The following is a 15,239-nucleotide window of genomic DNA, read 5'->3' as shown; positions in this document are numbered from 1 at the left end:
CGATAGGATCCCCGTCGCGGCATCGCAACGACACGACGAGTGGGGGATGCGGGCATGTCCGACCCGTCCGGGCCCGGTCTGCTGCTGGAGACGGCGGGCGCAACCGCCACCGTGACCATCAGCAATCCGGCCAAGCGGAACGCCATGACCCTGGCCATGTGGCGGGAACTGCCGCGCCTGCTGGCCCGGCTGGCCGGCGACCCCTCCGTACGGGTGCTGGTGCTCACCGGCGCCGACGGCACCTTCTGCGCGGGCGCCGACATCTCCGACCTGCGCGACGCGGCGAGCGGCCCCGGCGCGGCACAGAGCGCGGCCGTCGAGGCCGAGGAGGCGCTGGCCGCCTTCCCCAAACCGGCCCTGGCCGCCGTCCGCGGCTTCTGCGTCGGCGGCGGCTGCCAGCTCGCGGCCGCCTGCGACCTGCGCTTCGCCGCCGAGGGCGCGCGCTTCGGAGTCACGCCGGCGCGGCTCGGGATCGTCTACCCGGCCTCCTCGACACGCCGGCTGACCGGCCTGGTCGGCCCGTCCACCGCGAAGCACCTGCTCTTCTCGGCCGAGCTGATCGACCACGAACGCGCCCTGCGCACCGGGCTGGTGGACGAGGTGCTGCCGGACGACGCGCTGGACAAACGCGTCGAGGAGTACGCGGGCCTGCTCGCCGCCCGTTCCCAGCTCACCCAGGCCGCGGCCAAGGACTTCACGGCCCCGGAAGCCGATCCGTCCCGTGTGGCGTACTGGTCCCGGCAGGCGGCTGACAGCAGCGACACCGCGGAGGGCGTGGCGGCGTTCCTGGAGCGCCGTGAGCCGCGTTTCACCTGGTCGGTGGGAGCCCGCCCCTGAGGTGCGGCGGCAGGGGGATGCCGTCGCGCAGCGCGGGGTCGGCGACCGGGGCGCCCCGGGTCGTGCTCAGCGGGACGACCCCGGCCCAGACCGGCAGCGTGGCGTCGGGGCCGTCCCCGTCGCCGGGATGGCCGGTGCGGATCTTGACGGAGGCCTCGTCGGTGGCGAGGGCGAGCAGGTCGGTGGCCGCGAGTTCGCGGCGGTCCGGGCGGCGGGCGTAGTCCCACTGGCCGGGGGCGCACTGCTCGGTGAGCACGCGCAGCCCGTGCAGCCGCTCCTCCGGGTCGGTGACGCGGCGCGGAACGCCGATGACCATGGCGCTGCGGTAGTTGACGCCGTGCTCGAAGACGGACCGGGCGAGGACCAGACCGTCGACGTGGGTCACGGTGACGCAGACCGGGGCGCCGGGCGCCTGGACGAGACTGCGGCTCGCGACCGAGCCGTGCAGGTAGAGCACTCCGGCCCCGGCGTCGTGGCCGTAGGCCGTGGGTACGGCCAGCGGGGTGCCGTCGACCACGACGGCCAGATGGCACACGAAGCCGGCGCCCAGCACGGCGTCCAGGTCGTCGCGGTCCACGCTGCCCTGCTCGCGGAGGCGCCGGTGGCGGGTGCGCTCGGTGACCGGGAGCGAGCGGTCGGCGGCGGGCATGAGCGGTCCTCCGGGGAGCATGTGGGTTCGGGATGCCCAGACTAGCCATATCGGCATTTGCCGCACGCTTCGTTTACCGGATCAGTGGAACGAGCTTGCTCCCGCAACGGAATCAGCGTTTCCGGCATGCGCCTCCCGATGACATCCCGACCGGTCGGTAACCTGTTCGCCATGACCGTCACCGCCCTGGAACCGCGCGCCGGACGGCGCTGCCACAACGCGCTGAATCCCCTGCACTCGGTCGTCTACTTCGCCCCGGAGTACGACGACACGTTCTCGGCGCTCGGGTTGGAACGCGCCGCCATGGCCTACTTCGCCGGGCGTGCCGCACCGCTCGGCGCGGTGACGGCGGGCGCGGTCACCGCCACCTTCTACAACTTCAACCACGCGATCATCGCGCCGGTCGTCCCGCGCGCCTGGGACCTCGCCTCGCCCGCGGCGGTCCTCGACGCGCGGCTGCGCGTCACCGACGCCGTCCTGACCCGGCTGCTCGGAGCGGACGTCCTCGCCTCGGCCGACCTCGCGGAGGCCGCGGACCTCGCCCTGCGCGCCAGCGAGGCGTGCACCCGCCAGGCCCGCCCGCTCTACGCCGCCAACGCGGACCTCCCCGTGCCCGAGCGGCCGCACCTCGCGCTCTGGCACGCCGCGACGCTGCTGCGCGAACACCGCGGCGACGGGCACCTCACCGCGCTCGTCGCCTCGGGGCTCGACGGGGTCGAGGCGCTCGTCACGCACACCGCCACGGGCAAGAGCTTCACCCCGCGTTTCGTCCAGCGCAGCCGGGGCTGGTCCGCCGAGGACTGGGCCGCCGCGCAGGACCGCCTCCGCGACCGGGGCCTGCTCGACGCGGAGGGCGAACTCACGGAGCGCGGCGTGGAACTGCGCCGCGAGGTGGAGGCGATCACGGACCGTCTCGACCGCGCGCCTTACGAACATCTCGGGGCGGAGGGGGTCGAGCGGCTCACCGCACTGGCGGGGCTGCTTGCGCAGCGGGTCTTCGCGGCTGGGGGTTTCCCGGCCCAGCACTTCGGCAAGGCCTGACCGCAACGGTCCGGGGCCGGTTTTCTCCCCGCCCTCCCGCCCTCCCCCAACCTTCGGCCGGGGGTGCCCCCAACTCCCCCGCCCCCTCGGTTTCGTCATGCGCCTGATCCCCAGTGGGGGGGTATGGAGGCGGACCGGGGTGACCGCGGTTGCCTGGATCACCCCCACCGGCCGCCAGGGCGTGCAGCCGACCGGGACGGGGTGTGGCGGGGTGCCCCTGCTGGGGGGCGATGTCGGCGTGAACCACGCGCCCTGTGACGGTCGCCCGGCAGAAGGCTGGGCCGTGACACCCGGTACGCATCGCGTGTGGGCGGTGACGGCTGGGCGGCTGACGTGCCGCCGCACCGACCCTCGGCCTGTGCCATGGCCGCCCTAACACCCCCCACTGGGGATCAGGCGCATACAACTACGGAGGGGGCGGGGGTGGTGGGGGCACCCCCGGCCGAAGGCTGGGGGAGGGTGGGCGTTCTGGACTGTGGAGCATATTTGTGTGCAGGATCCGGGCAGGGATGGGATGGGCAAGTGCTGGAAACGCACGTAAATGTGCTGTCCAGAATGGCCAGCCCCGGAGGCCCCGACCCCGGCACCCACCCAGCACGCGCGCCGGGGCGCGTGACTTCACAGGGCACTCGGGAGGGCGGGCGGGGGAGAAACCTCGACAGGGGCAGGCGGCCCCACCGGGCCGACCCGCTCCGCCCGGCGCTCGCCCCGCGCCGCCCCCACCCCCGCCACAACCACCAGCACCGTCCCCCCGGCCTGCAAGGCCGTCGGCACCTGCGAGACCAGCACCAGCGCGGCCAGCAGGCTGACGGCCGGCTCCATGCCGGCGAGCGTGCCATAGGCGGTCTTGCCGACCCGCTGCAGCGCCTTCATCTCCAGCAGGAACGGCACCAGCGGCATCAGTACGGCGATGCCCGCCACCGCCGCGACGACCTGCCAGGTGCCGCCTGACACGACACCGGGCGCACCGAAGGGCGCGGTGAAGACCGCGGCAATGGTGAGCGATACGGCCAGACCGTGGGTCGCGGAGAAGCGGCTGCCGACGTGCTGCGTGCCGATCACGTACAGCGCCCAGCACGCGCCGGACGCGACGCCGAAGAGGACGCCCGCGATGTCGGCACCGTCCTGCCAGGGGGAGGTGAGGCAGAGGACGCCCGCCGCGGCCAGCAGCAGCCAAGCCAGTTCGCGGCGGCGGCGCAGGGACGCGACCGCGACTACCAGCGGGCCGAGGAACTCCAGGGCGGTCGCCGTGCCGAGCGGGATGCGGTCGGCGGCCTCGGAGAAGAGCAGCATCATGGCGCCGCTGACCGTGCCGAGCAGCACCACGGCCACGAGGTCGCGGCGGGGGGCCGCGCGCAGCGCCGGCCACAGCGAGCGGCCGGTGAACACGAGCAGCAGCACCGCCGCGAAGCCCACGCGCAGCCATGTGGTGCCGGCCGGCCCCACCTCGTCGAAGAGTTCGGTCGTCAGGGCGCTGCCGGTGTGCAGCACCGTCATCGCGGCCAGGATCAGCACCGCGCCAGGCATGCGGCGGCTTGCAAAGGTATGCGGCTCGGTCACCGGCCCATTGCAGCGCCTGGTGTCTGTTTCTGTCCACGGGTCATTGGTGGACGCATTGTTTACGATCGGTGGATGATCGAGCCCGCGGACCATCTCCCCGACCTCGGCCGGCTGCGCCTCCTGGTCGAGCTCAGCCGCCTCGGCACCATGGCGGCCGTCGCCGAGCGCACCGGGTACGGCACGTCGGCCGTCTCCAAGCACCTGGCCGTCCTGGAGCAGGAGGCCGGTGCCCGGCTGCTGGCCCCGGTCGGCCGCCGCGTGCGGCTGACCCCGGCCGGGGAGCGCCTGGTCGAGCACGCCGTCGCGATTCTTGCCGCCGTGGAGGAGGCGCGCGCCGAACTGCGCGGCGAGACGGGCCCGGCAGGACGCGTACGGGTGGCGACCTTCGCCAGCGCGGTCGAGCAGGTCGTGATGCCCGCCCTGGTCGGGCTGCGCGAGCGCCACCCGCGCGTCGAGGTGCAGCTGAACGAGCACGAGCCCGAGCAGACCCTGGAGCTGCTGCTGGCCGGGGACGTCGACCTCGGCATCGTGTACGACTACAGCCTCGTGCCGCGCACCGTGCCCAAAGGGCTCTCGGCACGGCAGTTCGCCGCGCAGCCGATGTTCCTCCTGCTCCCCGCGGGCCATCCCTCCGACCCCGGCCCGGGCGGCCCGGTGCCCTTGGCGGGGCTGGGCCGGCTCGCGGAGGCCGGGTGGATCACCAACTCCCGGGGCAGCGACGACGACGAGCTCGTCCAGCGCGTGTGCGCCCTGGCCGGCTTCACCCCGCGCATCGTCCACCGCGTCGACAGTCTGCACCTGGTCAATCTGCTCGCGGGCGCGGGCCTCGGCGTGGCGCTGCTCGCCGAGTCGGGCATCGAGCGGCGGCGCGCCGACGTCGTCTGCCGTCCCGTCGACCCCCTGGTCGGCACCCGGCGCCACTTCCTCGCCGCCCGCGCGGGTCAGTGGTCCTGGCCCCCGCTCGCGGAGGTCGCCCGCCTCATCGCGCCGGAGGTTGACGTCTGAGTCGATCCGCTCGTCCCCGGGGCACCGGAAACACGCTCAGCGGACGGCCCGGACCGACTCCTCCTCGCCCGTCGCGTCGGGGCGGTCGCCCGAGTGCGTGCTCTGGGCGCAGGGCAGCGCCGGGTGACGGCCCAGGAGTACGACGCCCAGGGTGACGGCGGCGAGGCCGGCCGCCTCCCAGGCGAGGGCTCCCGGGGAGACGCGGAGGCGGTCGCCGAGGAAGCCGACCCCGCAGGCGATGCCCGCGAGGGGCTGGGCGGCGGTCAGGGCGGGCAGGGACATGCGCAAGGGGGCGGTCTCGAAGGCGCTCTGGACGAGCACGAGGCCGGTGAGGCCGATGCCGAGGATGGCGTAGGGCTGCCAGTGCACCAGGAGGGCCGCGACGCCCTCCTCCTCGGCGATCTGGCCCGAGGTGCGGGTGAGGGAGTCCTGGAGCCCGTAGAGCAGGCCGGCGGCGAGCGCGATGACAGTGGCTTCCGGCGACGGGCGCAGGCGCCGCGCACAGGCGACGAGCAGCAGCGCGACGCCCATGACGATGCCGATGACGAGCCAGTGCCGCAGGGGGCCGCCGACATGACCGCCGCCCGCGGGCCGTCCTCCCGCGATGAAGGCGGTGACGCCGAGCGCGAGTAAGCCCACGCCCGACCAGCCGTGCCAGCCCAGTCTCTGGCCGGTCAGATGACGCGACAGGGCCATCGCGAAGAGCAGGTTCGTCGCGGTCAGGGGTTCGACGAGGGAGAGCTCGCCCTTGGTGAGGGCGAGTGCGCTCAGCACCATGCCGAAGATCATCAAGAAGATGCCGAGCAGCCATTGCGGCATCCGCATGAGATCGAGCAGCAGCCGGAAGGACAGGAAGCTGGACAGCGGGGCACGCTGGGCGGCGAGTTGCTGGAGGACGAAGCCGAAGCCCAGGCAGCACGCTGCACCCACCGCAAGCAGGAATACGGCCACCTCGTCAACCTCCCGGTGTCGCCGACTGGCCTGACCATAGCCGCTCCCCCGGCTTGATCGCGACGAATGCCGGCGCCGCCTCCCGCTCGGGCGGCTATGTGGTACGGGCGGGGCGGGAGCCCACGGTGAGGCCGCCGGTGATGACGCGGATGCGCTGCAGCTCGGTCACGACGTCGGCGAGGGACGCGCATGCGGGGGTGCCGGAGAGCTCCGGCCATCCGGTGGCCGGCGTTCGGCCGTCCAGGGAGTCGGCGAGCACGTCCAGGGCGCGGACGACGTCGCCGCCCTCCTCGCGCGAGGGGCGTTCGGCGCCCTGCTCGATGCGGATCGCGCAGGCGGTGGCGGCGTCCACGATCCGCTCGGAGGCGGCGGCGACGGGGAACCAGTCGGTATGGCGGCCGCGTCCCGAGGGCAGTTCCGCCGCGATGGTCTCGGCGGCGGACCGGGCCTCGGCCAGCGAGCTGTAGGCGGCCCGCCGGAGCACCATGCGCTCCTCGGGGCGCTCACCGGCGGGGGCGGTGACGACGTGCGCCAGGTACTCCCGGGTGCGCCGCAGCGCCTCGGCCATCAGGTGGGCGACCCGCGCGGTGGGATTGGTGAGCGGGGGCAGATGGCCGACGACGACCACGATGGCGCACGCTATCGCGGTGTCCAGCAGGCGGTCCGCGGCCGCCTGCGTGTCGCCGCCCACCCAGACGAACGCCAGCACCATCAAGGTGACCACCGAGGTCTGCAGCCCGAAGTGCCGGAAGGAGAAGGGCAGGAGCGCGCCCGCGACCGAGGCGCAGACCACCGTCCACCACAGACCGCCCCCCAAGGCCGCGGCCAGGCCCGCGAAGACGAGCACCCCGAGCGCCGTCCCGACGAAGCGGTTGACGACGCGGGAGAACAGCGGCCCGATGTCCGGCTTCACCAGGAAGGCGGCGGTGAGCGGCAGCCAGTACCAGTAGTCGGCCCGCAGGGCGAGGGCCACGGCGGCACTCGCGGTGACGCACACCGCGACGCGCAGCCCGTACTCGCGCCCGGCCGGCCCCAGGACGCGCCGCCGCACCAAGGGCGCGGTTCCCAGGGCGGGGAGCGGCGCCACCTCCTCGGCGCTGGTGGTGCCGGGGACCGTTCGGGCGAAGACCACGGCGGCGTGCAGCAGGGCCCGGTCGAAGGCGGCGCGGGCCGGGGTGCTCGCGTCGGGGACGGGCAGCGCCCCGGGCGGCTCACCGGTGCGCAGCGCGGCGGCGAGCCGGCGCGGACCCTCCCCGACGCGGGGCGGCAGTGGGTGTGCCTCCCACAGCAGGGCGGTACTCGCCTCGCTCAAGGCGGTGGCCGCGGCGAAGCGCTCGGCGAGCAGCAGTTCGTCCCGGCGCGTGGAACGGCGCGCCAGCCGCCGGAACAGGCGGCGCAGCCGCAGGGCCTCGTCACCCCGGTCCATGGCCGCGGTGAGCCGCCGCCTGGCGGCCTCGGCGCCGGGTCCGCCGACGGCGTCCAAGGCGCCCGCGAGGGCGTCGAAGATGCCGGCCAGCGTCGCCCACTCGCCGGCCAGGGTGCCGCCGACCGGCCGCGGGGGCCGCAGTACGAGCCGCAGCAGGAGCAGCCATGCCGCGCCGGCGAGGAAGAACAGGGCCTTGAGCCAGGGCGCGCCGGGCAGCGGCGTACCGCTTCCGATCACCAGGAGGCACAGGGCCTGCATCCCGGCCCGGGAGCACACCGGGCCCACCATGCTCACGGCGCCCGACACCAGGCCGACGGCGAACAGCAGGGGCAGCGCCCACCATTTGGTGGTGGCCGCGTCGGCCGTCGCCGCCCCGACCAGCAGCCCGAGCGCTCCGACGACCACGGGGAGCCCGATGTACGCCGCGCCGGTCCGGCGTGTCCCCGGAAGGTCGTTGAAGCCCGCGAACAGCGTCCCGAACCCGGCCAGCACCGCGAACTCGACCCACCCCAGGGCCAGCCCGACGGCCATCACCGGCCCCGCCGACAGCAGCCCCCGCAGCACCGCCGGCCACGGTACGGGCCCGCGCTGCCAGCGCAGCGGGTGGGCCAGCCACGAGGGCAGGACGACGTGGCGGCCGGGGCCACTCAGACGCACGGGCTTCCTCACTGCCAGGGCGGGTGTTTCCGAAGGTTCCCTCTTCTTCCCTCTTCAGCGTAGCTGTCTGTGACGCCGGCCCGGCGGCCTGGTCATTTCCGCGCGGACAGGGCGAAGGGACCGCCGTCGGCGAAGGCGTGGCCGGCGAAGCGGGCCCCGATACGGAGGTGCGCGGCGGCGTCCGGGTGCAGCCCGTCGGGGAGCGGCAGTTCGGCGAAGTCGTCGGCACCGTAGAGGTCGCGGCCGTCGAGGTGGTACAGATTCGGGTCCTCGGCCGAGCGCTGCCGGACGATCCGGGCCAGTTCCTCGCGGATGACGGTGAGCGTCAGCTTGCCGCTCGCGCGCTCCGCCGGGTCGCCGGTGGCCAGGAAGCGCGGCTCCCCCGTGGCGAGGGAGGCGGGGTCCAGTGCCGTGGGCCCTGGGGTGTCCTCGTGGATGGGGCACAGGATGGGCGAGACCACCAGGAGGGGTGCGGTGGGGTGGCCTTCACGCAGGGTGTCGAGGAAGCCGTGGACGGCGGGTGCGAAGGCGCGCAGCCGCATCAGGTCGGTGTTGACCAGGTTGATGCCGATCTTGACGCTGAGCAGGTCCGCCGGGGTGTCGCGCAGGGCGCGGGCGGTGAACGGGTCGAGCAGGGCGCTGCCGCCGAAGCCGAGGTTGACCAGGTCCACGTCGCCGAGAGCGGCGGCGTGCGCGGCCCAGGTGGCCGTGGGGCCCGCGGCGTCGGAACCGTGGCTGATCGAGCTGCCGTGGTGCAGCCACATCCTGCGGCCCCGCTCCGGCGCGGGCTCGACCGGGGCGTCGGTGCGCAGCGAGAGCAGTTCGGTGGTCTCGTTGTGCGGCAGCCAGATCTCGACGTCCTTGTCTCCGCCGGGCAGGCCGGAGAAGCGGAGGGTGCCGGCCGGTCCGGGCCGGTGCTCGAACGTTCCGGTGGCCATGTCGATGGTCAGGGTGTCGCCGCCGGTGACGCTCTCCCGGCCGGCGAGACGGCCGTCGACGAGCAGGTCGTAGACGCCGTCCGGGCGTGGCGGGGCGCCCGCGTAGACCCGCTTGGTGGGCACGGTGTCCAGCTCTATGCCGGTGGCCCGGGTACGGAAGACCAGCCGGACCCCGGAGGGCTGTGCCTCTGCCATGGCGAGTTGGGCGTCGGTGTTCTGGGCACGGGCCCGGGCGGGCAGCCGGTGCGGAAGTATGCCGCGTTCGGTGCGCTCCAGTTCGAGGGCGCCGCGCACGAGGTCCGCGGTGATGGGGGTGGTGATCCACTGGTGCTCGGTGGTCATGTCCTCAGCCTGTTGTTCGTGGTTGCGAGACGATTCGGGTCTGCCGGCGCGGCCCGAGGCGGTCAGGGCGCGGGCCAGTTCCGCAGCAGGGCGTCGAGGGCGTCCACGACGCGGGTCCAGGTCTCCTGCGTGTCGGGGGCGCTGTGGCTGAACCCCCCGCCCATTTCGAGGCTGACGTAGCCGTGGAAGACGCTGCCGAGCAGCCGCACCGCGTGCGTCTGCTCCGGCTCGGACAGGTCGTAGCCGCGCAGGATCGCGCGCGTCATCTGCGCGTGCCGGACCCCCGCACTGGCGGCCGCCGACTCCGGGTCGAGCCGGAACTGGGCCGCGGCGTAGCGCCCGGGATACTCCCGGGCGTAGTCGCGGTAGACGTTCGCGAAGGCGGCGAGCGCGTCCTTGCCGGACCGTCCGGCCAGCGCGTCGGCGGCCCGGTCGGCGAGTTCCTCCAGCGCGAGCAGGGCGATCCCGGTCTTGAGGTCGTGGGAGTTCTTCAGATGCGCGTAGAGGCTCGCGACCTTGACGTCGAACCGCCTGGCGAGCGCCGAGAGCGTCACCTGCTCAAAGCCGGCGTCATCGGCCAGTTCCGCCCCCGCCCGGACCAGGCGTGCGGTGGTGAGTCCTGCGCGCGGTGCCATGACCATCTCCTCGTTTGCCTGAAACGAGTATGCATTTACCTAAACCCTTTAGGCAAATGTCGGCAGAGGAGAGTCGGGGGACCGGCTTCGCGAGCCGGTCCCGGTCAGTACGAGGTGATCGCGGTCTCGCCCGATTTCGTGCCGATCGCGATGTGCGGACCGCGATCCGGATCGGCCCAGGCGAGCAGGCGGCGCATCGCCTCGAGGGGGACGGAGACACATCCCGCGGTGGGGCCGGGGCCGTTGACGTGCAGGAAGATGCCGGCGCCGCGCTCCTCCTCCGGCTCGTCGTAGTTGAAGCCGATGACGAGAGCGTGGGCGTACGGCTTTCGGTACCTGATCAGGTGCTCGGACTCGGAGGCGGCACAGTCGTCGGGTAGCGGCTCGACCCAGCGGTTGTAGGACCAGGAGGCGTTGTCCTGGCACCAATAGGAGTCCGGGGTGACGGCGCGGTAGGGCATGCGGGTGCCCTTGGGCGCGTGCTTGATGCCGAACGCGTACGGCAGGTCGTACAGGCCGGTGGGGGTGGTCCAGGTGCTCTGGGTGCGCTCGGCGCCCTCGACGAGACCGGCCGCGCCGAAGCGGGCAGGTGCGGAACCCGCCGCCTTCCAGACGCCGTCCCGCAGGTCCCACCAGGTGAGCGTGCCCTTGGTGGACGCGGTGCCGGCCGCGACGGCGGTGATGAGCTGGCTGCCGCCGCCGGTGTCCACCATGTCGGCGGGGAGCGGCGGCACGCGCGGGACCGGCGCCGCGGCGGCGGTCGTGACCATGGGCGTGGTCGTGTCCGCGCCCGCCGTGCCGGCCGCGGCGGCCAGCACGGCGGAACCCGCCACGACGAGTCGTACGACGCGGTCCCGGATCAACGCGGGAGGTGCGCCTCGATCGCGCCCACGACCTCGTCGGCCTCGGGCTCGGTACGCGGACGGAACCGGCCGACGACCTGGCCGTCCGCGCTGATCAGGAACTTCTCGAAGTTCCACTGGACGTCACCGGCCGCGCCCTCGGCGTCGGCGGTCTCCGTCAGCGCCGCGTAGAGCGGGTGCCGGTCCTCGCCGTTGACGTCCGTCTTCTCGAACAGCGGGAAGCTCACGCCGTACGTCGCGGAGCAGAACGTCGCGATCTCCTCGGCGGTGCCCGGCTCCTGACCCGCGAACTGGTTGCTGGGGAAGCCCAGCACGGTGAAGCCGCGGTCGGCGTAACGCTTCTGCAGACGCTCCAGGCCCTCGTACTGCGGGGTCAGCCCGCACTTGGAGGCCACGTTGACGATCAGCAGCGCCTTGCCCTCGTGGTCGGCGAGGGAAGCGGGCTCACCGGAGAGGGTGTGCAGCGGAATGTCGTAGATGCTCACGTTTCGAACTCCTCGTCGGGGGACGGGTAAGGGATCACAGACCGCCCATTCAACCCCGCCCGCTCCGGCGATCTTCCCACGGGAGGGTCCTCGGAACGGGGCAGCGACGCGGGCGTCAGTTTTCCGTGATCCGTCCGGCCTCGACCAGGATGCGGCGCGTGGTGTGCACGGCCTCCAGCATGCGGCGGTCGTGGGTGACCAGCAGCAGGGTGCCGTTGTACGTGGCGAGCGCCGACTCCAGCTGCTCGATGGCGGGCAGGTCCAGGTGGTTGGTGGGCTCGTCCAGTACGAGGAGGTTCACGCCGCGGCCCTGGAGGAGCGCGAGGGCGGCCCGGGTGCGCTCGCCCGGGGAGAGCGTGGCGGCGGGGCGCATGACGTGGGCGGCCTTCAGGCCGAACTTGGCGAGCAGTGTGCGCACGTCGGCCGGGGGCATGTCGGGCACCTCGGCACCGAAGGCGTCGAGCAGGGCCTCGCCGCCGTGGAAGAGCTTGCGCGCCTGGTCGACCTCGCCGACGACGACGCCGGGGCCGAGGGAGGCCGCCCCCGCGTCCAGCGGCAGGCGGCCGAGGAGGGCGGCGAGGAGGGTCGACTTGCCGGAGCCGTTGGCGCCGGTGATGGCGACGCGGTCCGCCCAGTCGATCTGGAGGTCGACGGGACCGAGGGTGAAGTCCCCGCGAGTCACCTCGGCGCCGCGCAAGGTGGCCACGACCGCGCCGGCGCGAGGGGCGGCGGCGATCTCCATCCGCAGCTCCCACTCCTTGCGTGGCTCCTCGACCACCTCCAGGCGCTCGATCATGCGCTGGGTCTGCCGCGCCTTGGCGGCCTGCTTCTCCGTGGACTCCGTGCGCAGCTTGCGGCTGATCTTGTCGTTGTCCGTGGCCTTGCGCCGGGCGTTGCGGACGCCGTGCTCCATCCAGTTGCGCTGCATGCGCCCGCGGGCCTCCAGGCCCGCCTTGGTGTCGGCGTACTCGTCGTACTCCTCGCGGGCGTGCCGGCGGGCGGTCTCGCGCTCCTCCAGGTAGGAGGCGTAACCGCCGCCATAGGTGTTGACCTGCTGCTGGGCGAGGTCGAGTTCGACGACGCGGTTGACGGTGCGGGTCAGGAACTCTCGGTCGTGGCTGACCACGACCGTGCCGGCCTTGAGGCCCTTGACGAACGCCTCCAGGCGCTCCAGGCCGTCCAGGTCGAGGTCGTTGGTGGGCTCGTCGAGGAGGAAGACGTCGTAGCGGCTCAGCAGGAGGGACGCGAGGCCCGCCCGGGCGGCCTGGCCGCCGGACAGCGCCATCATGGGCAGGTCGAGGCCGACGGTCAGGCCCAGTGAGGCGGCGACCTCCTCGGCCCGCTCGTCCAGGTCCGCCCCGCCGAGCGCGAGCCAGCGCTCCAGGCCGTCGGCATAGGCGTCGTCCGAGCCCGGGGCCTCGTCCATGAGTGCCTGTGTCGCGGCGTCCAGCGCCTCCTGCGCGGCGGCGACCCCGGTGCGGCGCGCCAGGAACGCCCGGACCGTCTCGTCGGCACGCCGTTCCGGCTCCTGCGGCAGGTGACCGACGGAGGCGTTCGGCGGGCTCAGCCGCAACTGCCCCTCCTCGGGCGTGCTCAGGCCCGCCAGCAGGCGCAGCAACGTCGACTTGCCGGCGCCATTGGCACCGACCAGCCCGATCACGTCGCCGGGCGCGACGACGAGGTCCAGGCCCGAGAAGAGGACGCGGTCCCCATGGCCTGCGGCGAGGTCTTTGACGACAAGAGTGGCACTCATCAGACCGCCGATGCTATCGCCCCGCCCGTCCCTCCCGGCCGGCCGCGGCCGACGCGGTGGAGCCCCGGACGGGACCGCCGCGCGCGCCCTGGGCGAACGGGGCCGGGTGAGGCAGCATCAGCTTTCGCAAGCCGTTGCCGCCGCGAGGGGAGACCACGTCATGCCGAACCGCAAGGCACTTGTCCGGCGTCCGAGTCCGCGCTTGGCCGAGGGCATCGTGACGCACATCGAACGGTCGCCGACGGTGGACGCGGACCGTGCCCTGCGGCAGTGGGAGGCGTACGGAGCGGCGCTGCGCGCGCACGGCTGGAAGACGGTGGAGGTGCCGCCGGCGGACGGGTGCCCGGACGGGGTGTTCGTGGAGGACACCATGGTGGTGTTCCGCGACGCGGCGCTCATCGCGCGGCCGGGCGCGCTGCCGCGCCGCCCCGAGACGGCGGCGGCCGAGGCGACCGTGGCAGGGCTCGGGATGTCCGTCACCAAGGTGCGGGCGCCGGGCACCCTGGAGGGCGGCGACGTACTCAAGACAGGTGACACGTTCTACGTGGGCACCGGGGGCCGCACGAACGAGGAAGGCGTGCGCCAACTGTGCGCCGCGTTCGAGCCGCTGGGGGCACGGGTGGTGGCGGTGCCCGTCGCCAAGGTGCTGCACCTGAAATCGGCCGTCACCGCGCTCCCGGACGGCACGGTCGTGGGGTACCCGCCGCTGGTCGACACGCCCGAAGCGTTCCCGTGTTTCCTGCCGGTCCCGGAAGAGCCGGGCTCCCACGTGGTGCTTCTGGGCGACGGGAAGCTGCTGATGGCGGCGAGCGCTCCGCGCAGCGCGGAGCTTTTCGCCGGTCTGGGCTATACGCCCGTACTTGTCGACATCGGTGAGTTCGAGAAGCTCGAGGGCTGCGTGACCTGCCTATCGGTTCGGGTACGCGGGTTGGACACGTAGGGCGGGTTGCCATGTGGGCCGCGCGTAACCTACGGTTTCGTAACTTACGATTCCGTAGGTACCGTCAGCCAACCGCCAGGAGCACAGCGTGACCATTGCCCCGTCCCAGAACACCGGATCGGACGTGTGGAGTGACACCCGGCTGCTCTTCGCCCTGGAAGAGGTCGTCGAGACCGAGCTGAACCGGCATCTGAAGGCGGCCAAGGAATGGATGCCTCACGAGTACGTGCCGTGGAGTCAGGGCCGGGACTTCGACGGGATCATGGGCGGCGAGGCCTGGGAGCCGGAGCAGTCCCGGGTCACCGAGATCGGCCGGATATCGCTGGTGGTCAATCTGCTGACCGAGGACAACCTGCCGAGCTACCACCACGAGATCGCCACACTCTTCGGCCGTGAGGGCGCCTGGGGCACCTGGGTGCACCGCTGGACGGCCGAGGAGGGCCGGCACGCGATCGTCATGCGCGACTATCTGCTGACGACCCGCGCCGTGGACCCGGTGGAGCTGGAGCGGCTGCGCATGCAGCACATGTCGGAGGGCTTCGAGTCCGACAACGCGCACAGCATGCTGCACTCGATCGCGTACGTCGCCTTCCAGGAGCTCGCCACACGCATCTCGCACCGCAACACCGGCCGTGAGTCCGGCGACCCGATGTGCGAGCGCATGCTGGTGCGCATCGCGACCGACGAGAACCTGCACATGGTCTTCTACCGCAACCTGCTCGGGGCCGCGCTGCAGCTGGCGCCGGACCACGCGATGCGGGCGATCCGCGACGTGGTGGTCGGCTTCCGGATGCCGGGTCACGGCATGCCCGGCTTCGAGCGGTCCGCGGCGCGCATCGCGATCGGCGGCGTCTACAACCTGCGCATCCACCACGACGACGTCCTGCAGCCGGTGCTGCGGCACCTGAAGGTGCTGGAGGTCGCGGGGCTGGGTCCGGAGGGCCTGAAGGCGCAGGAGGAGCTGGGCTTCTTCATGGGCGAGCTGGACTGCCAGGCCCGCAAGTTCGAGGAGCGCCGGGACGCGCTGCTGGCGCGGCGGGCCGCCCGCAAGTAGTCGACGTCCAGGCCAGCCGGGGCCGCTCCGCCATCGTGCGGGGCGGCCCCGGTTCTTTTCCGCCGTCCCCGCCCGAAAATCATGCAAGCACGCTTGCTTGTTT

At 73.2% G+C, this 15,239-nt stretch carries 14 protein-coding genes; 5 read left to right on the top strand and 9 right to left on the bottom strand.

The genetic code is table 11. The features are described from left to right. Positions 1-54: 54 nt before the first annotated feature. A complete protein-coding gene (locus ACFWVC_RS24285; protein WP_384289846.1) occupies positions 55-837 on the top strand; it encodes an enoyl-CoA hydratase/isomerase family protein in 783 nt (260 codons plus the stop codon). Here the strand turns inward: ACFWVC_RS24285 and ACFWVC_RS24280 are convergent. After that, positions 809-1,486 (bottom strand): pyridoxamine 5'-phosphate oxidase family protein, encoded by a 678-nt coding sequence (locus ACFWVC_RS24280; RefSeq protein WP_384289844.1) that lies wholly within the window; start codon positions 1,484-1,486, stop codon positions 809-811. The genes ACFWVC_RS24285 and ACFWVC_RS24280 overlap by 29 nt on opposite strands. A gap of 171 nt (positions 1,487-1,657) precedes the next feature. On the opposite strand from ACFWVC_RS24280, the gene ACFWVC_RS24275 reads away from it, so the two are divergent. After that, positions 1,658-2,527, top strand: coding sequence for a hypothetical protein (locus ACFWVC_RS24275; protein WP_384289842.1), 870 nt, complete (start codon positions 1,658-1,660; stop codon positions 2,525-2,527). A gap of 618 nt (positions 2,528-3,145) precedes the next feature. On the opposite strand, the gene ACFWVC_RS24270 is transcribed toward ACFWVC_RS24275, so the two are convergent. Then, a complete protein-coding gene (locus tag ACFWVC_RS24270) occupies positions 3,146-4,087 on the bottom strand; it encodes a DMT family transporter (RefSeq protein ID WP_384289841.1) in 942 nt (313 codons plus the stop codon). Positions 4,088-4,159: 72 nt separating this feature from the next. Here ACFWVC_RS24270 and ACFWVC_RS24265 point away from each other — a divergent pair, with 72 nt between their 5' ends. Beyond that, the gene (locus tag ACFWVC_RS24265) at positions 4,160-5,092 is read left to right on the top strand and encodes a LysR family transcriptional regulator (protein ID WP_384289839.1); all 933 of its coding nucleotides are present in this window, start codon (positions 4,160-4,162) and stop codon (positions 5,090-5,092) included. Between the two features lie 36 nt (positions 5,093-5,128). Here the strand turns inward: ACFWVC_RS24265 and ACFWVC_RS24260 are convergent, their stop codons facing one another. From ACFWVC_RS24260 to ACFWVC_RS24230, 7 genes are all read right to left on the bottom strand, one after another. Beyond that, entirely contained in the window at positions 5,129-6,043 is a 915-nt protein-coding gene (locus tag ACFWVC_RS24260; protein WP_384289836.1) for a DMT family transporter, read from the bottom strand. 94 nt (positions 6,044-6,137) lie between these two features. Next, positions 6,138-8,126: an FUSC family protein gene (locus ACFWVC_RS24255; protein ID WP_384289833.1), complete on the bottom strand. Its 1,989-nt coding sequence runs from the start codon at positions 8,124-8,126 to the stop codon at positions 6,138-6,140. Positions 8,127-8,218: 92 nt separating this feature from the next. Next, the gene (locus ACFWVC_RS24250) at positions 8,219-9,406 is read right to left on the bottom strand and encodes a GDSL-type esterase/lipase family protein (protein ID WP_384289830.1); all 1,188 of its coding nucleotides are present in this window, start codon (positions 9,404-9,406) and stop codon (positions 8,219-8,221) included. A gap of 62 nt (positions 9,407-9,468) precedes the next feature. Beyond that, on the bottom strand, positions 9,469-10,041 hold the full coding sequence (locus tag ACFWVC_RS24245; protein WP_384289826.1) for a TetR/AcrR family transcriptional regulator: 573 nt from the start codon (positions 10,039-10,041) through the stop codon (positions 9,469-9,471). A 104-nt stretch (positions 10,042-10,145) separates the two neighbouring features. After that, complete coding sequence (locus ACFWVC_RS24240; protein WP_384289899.1) at positions 10,146-10,901, bottom strand: L,D-transpeptidase; 756 nt, start codon at positions 10,899-10,901, stop codon at positions 10,146-10,148. Continuing rightward, a complete protein-coding gene (locus tag ACFWVC_RS24235; RefSeq protein ID WP_384289823.1) occupies positions 10,901-11,389 on the bottom strand; it encodes a glutathione peroxidase in 489 nt (162 codons plus the stop codon). Before ACFWVC_RS24235 ends, ACFWVC_RS24240 begins: the two co-directional genes overlap by 1 nt. A 115-nt stretch (positions 11,390-11,504) precedes the next feature. Beyond that, complete coding sequence (locus ACFWVC_RS24230; protein WP_384289821.1) at positions 11,505-13,142, bottom strand: ABC-F family ATP-binding cassette domain-containing protein; 1,638 nt, start codon at positions 13,140-13,142, stop codon at positions 11,505-11,507. Positions 13,143-13,302: 160 nt separating this feature from the next. On the opposite strand from ACFWVC_RS24230, the gene ddaH reads away from it, so the two are divergent. Both ddaH and ACFWVC_RS24220 read left to right on the top strand, forming a co-directional pair. Beyond that, positions 13,303-14,082 (top strand): dimethylargininase, encoded by a 780-nt coding sequence (ddaH, locus tag ACFWVC_RS24225; protein ID WP_384289819.1) that lies wholly within the window; start codon positions 13,303-13,305, stop codon positions 14,080-14,082. 88 nt (positions 14,083-14,170) lie between these two features. Further along, entirely contained in the window at positions 14,171-15,136 is a 966-nt protein-coding gene (locus ACFWVC_RS24220; protein ID WP_384289816.1) for an acyl-ACP desaturase, read from the top strand. The last annotated feature ends 103 nt before the right edge of the window (positions 15,137-15,239 follow it).

This window comes from Streptomyces sp. NPDC058691 (assembly GCF_042714775.1).
GTDB lineage: Bacteria > Actinomycetota > Actinomycetes > Streptomycetales > Streptomycetaceae > Actinacidiphila.
The sequence above is the reverse complement of the archived record's forward strand: the minus strand, read 5'-3'. Positions and strand labels throughout refer to the sequence as shown.

Excerpts from the sequence above, each read along its gene's own strand:
- ACFWVC_RS24285 (WP_384289846.1), top strand. The coding sequence starts at position 55 with ATGTCCGACCCGTCCGGGCCCGGTCTGCTGCTGGAGACGGCGGGCGCA.
- ACFWVC_RS24280 (WP_384289844.1), bottom strand. The coding sequence starts at position 1,486 with ATGCCCGCCGCCGACCGCTCGCTCCCGGTCACCGAGCGCACCCGCCAC.
- ACFWVC_RS24275 (WP_384289842.1), top strand. The coding sequence starts at position 1,658 with ATGACCGTCACCGCCCTGGAACCGCGCGCCGGACGGCGCTGCCACAAC.
- ACFWVC_RS24265 (WP_384289839.1), top strand. The coding sequence starts at position 4,160 with ATGATCGAGCCCGCGGACCATCTCCCCGACCTCGGCCGGCTGCGCCTC.
- ACFWVC_RS24250 (WP_384289830.1), bottom strand. The coding sequence starts at position 9,406 with ATGACCACCGAGCACCAGTGGATCACCACCCCCATCACCGCGGACCTC.
- ACFWVC_RS24245 (WP_384289826.1), bottom strand. The coding sequence starts at position 10,041 with ATGGCACCGCGCGCAGGACTCACCACCGCACGCCTGGTCCGGGCGGGG.
- ACFWVC_RS24230 (WP_384289821.1), bottom strand. The coding sequence starts at position 13,142 with ATGAGTGCCACTCTTGTCGTCAAAGACCTCGCCGCAGGCCATGGGGAC.
- ddaH (WP_384289819.1), top strand. The coding sequence starts at position 13,303 with ATGCCGAACCGCAAGGCACTTGTCCGGCGTCCGAGTCCGCGCTTGGCC.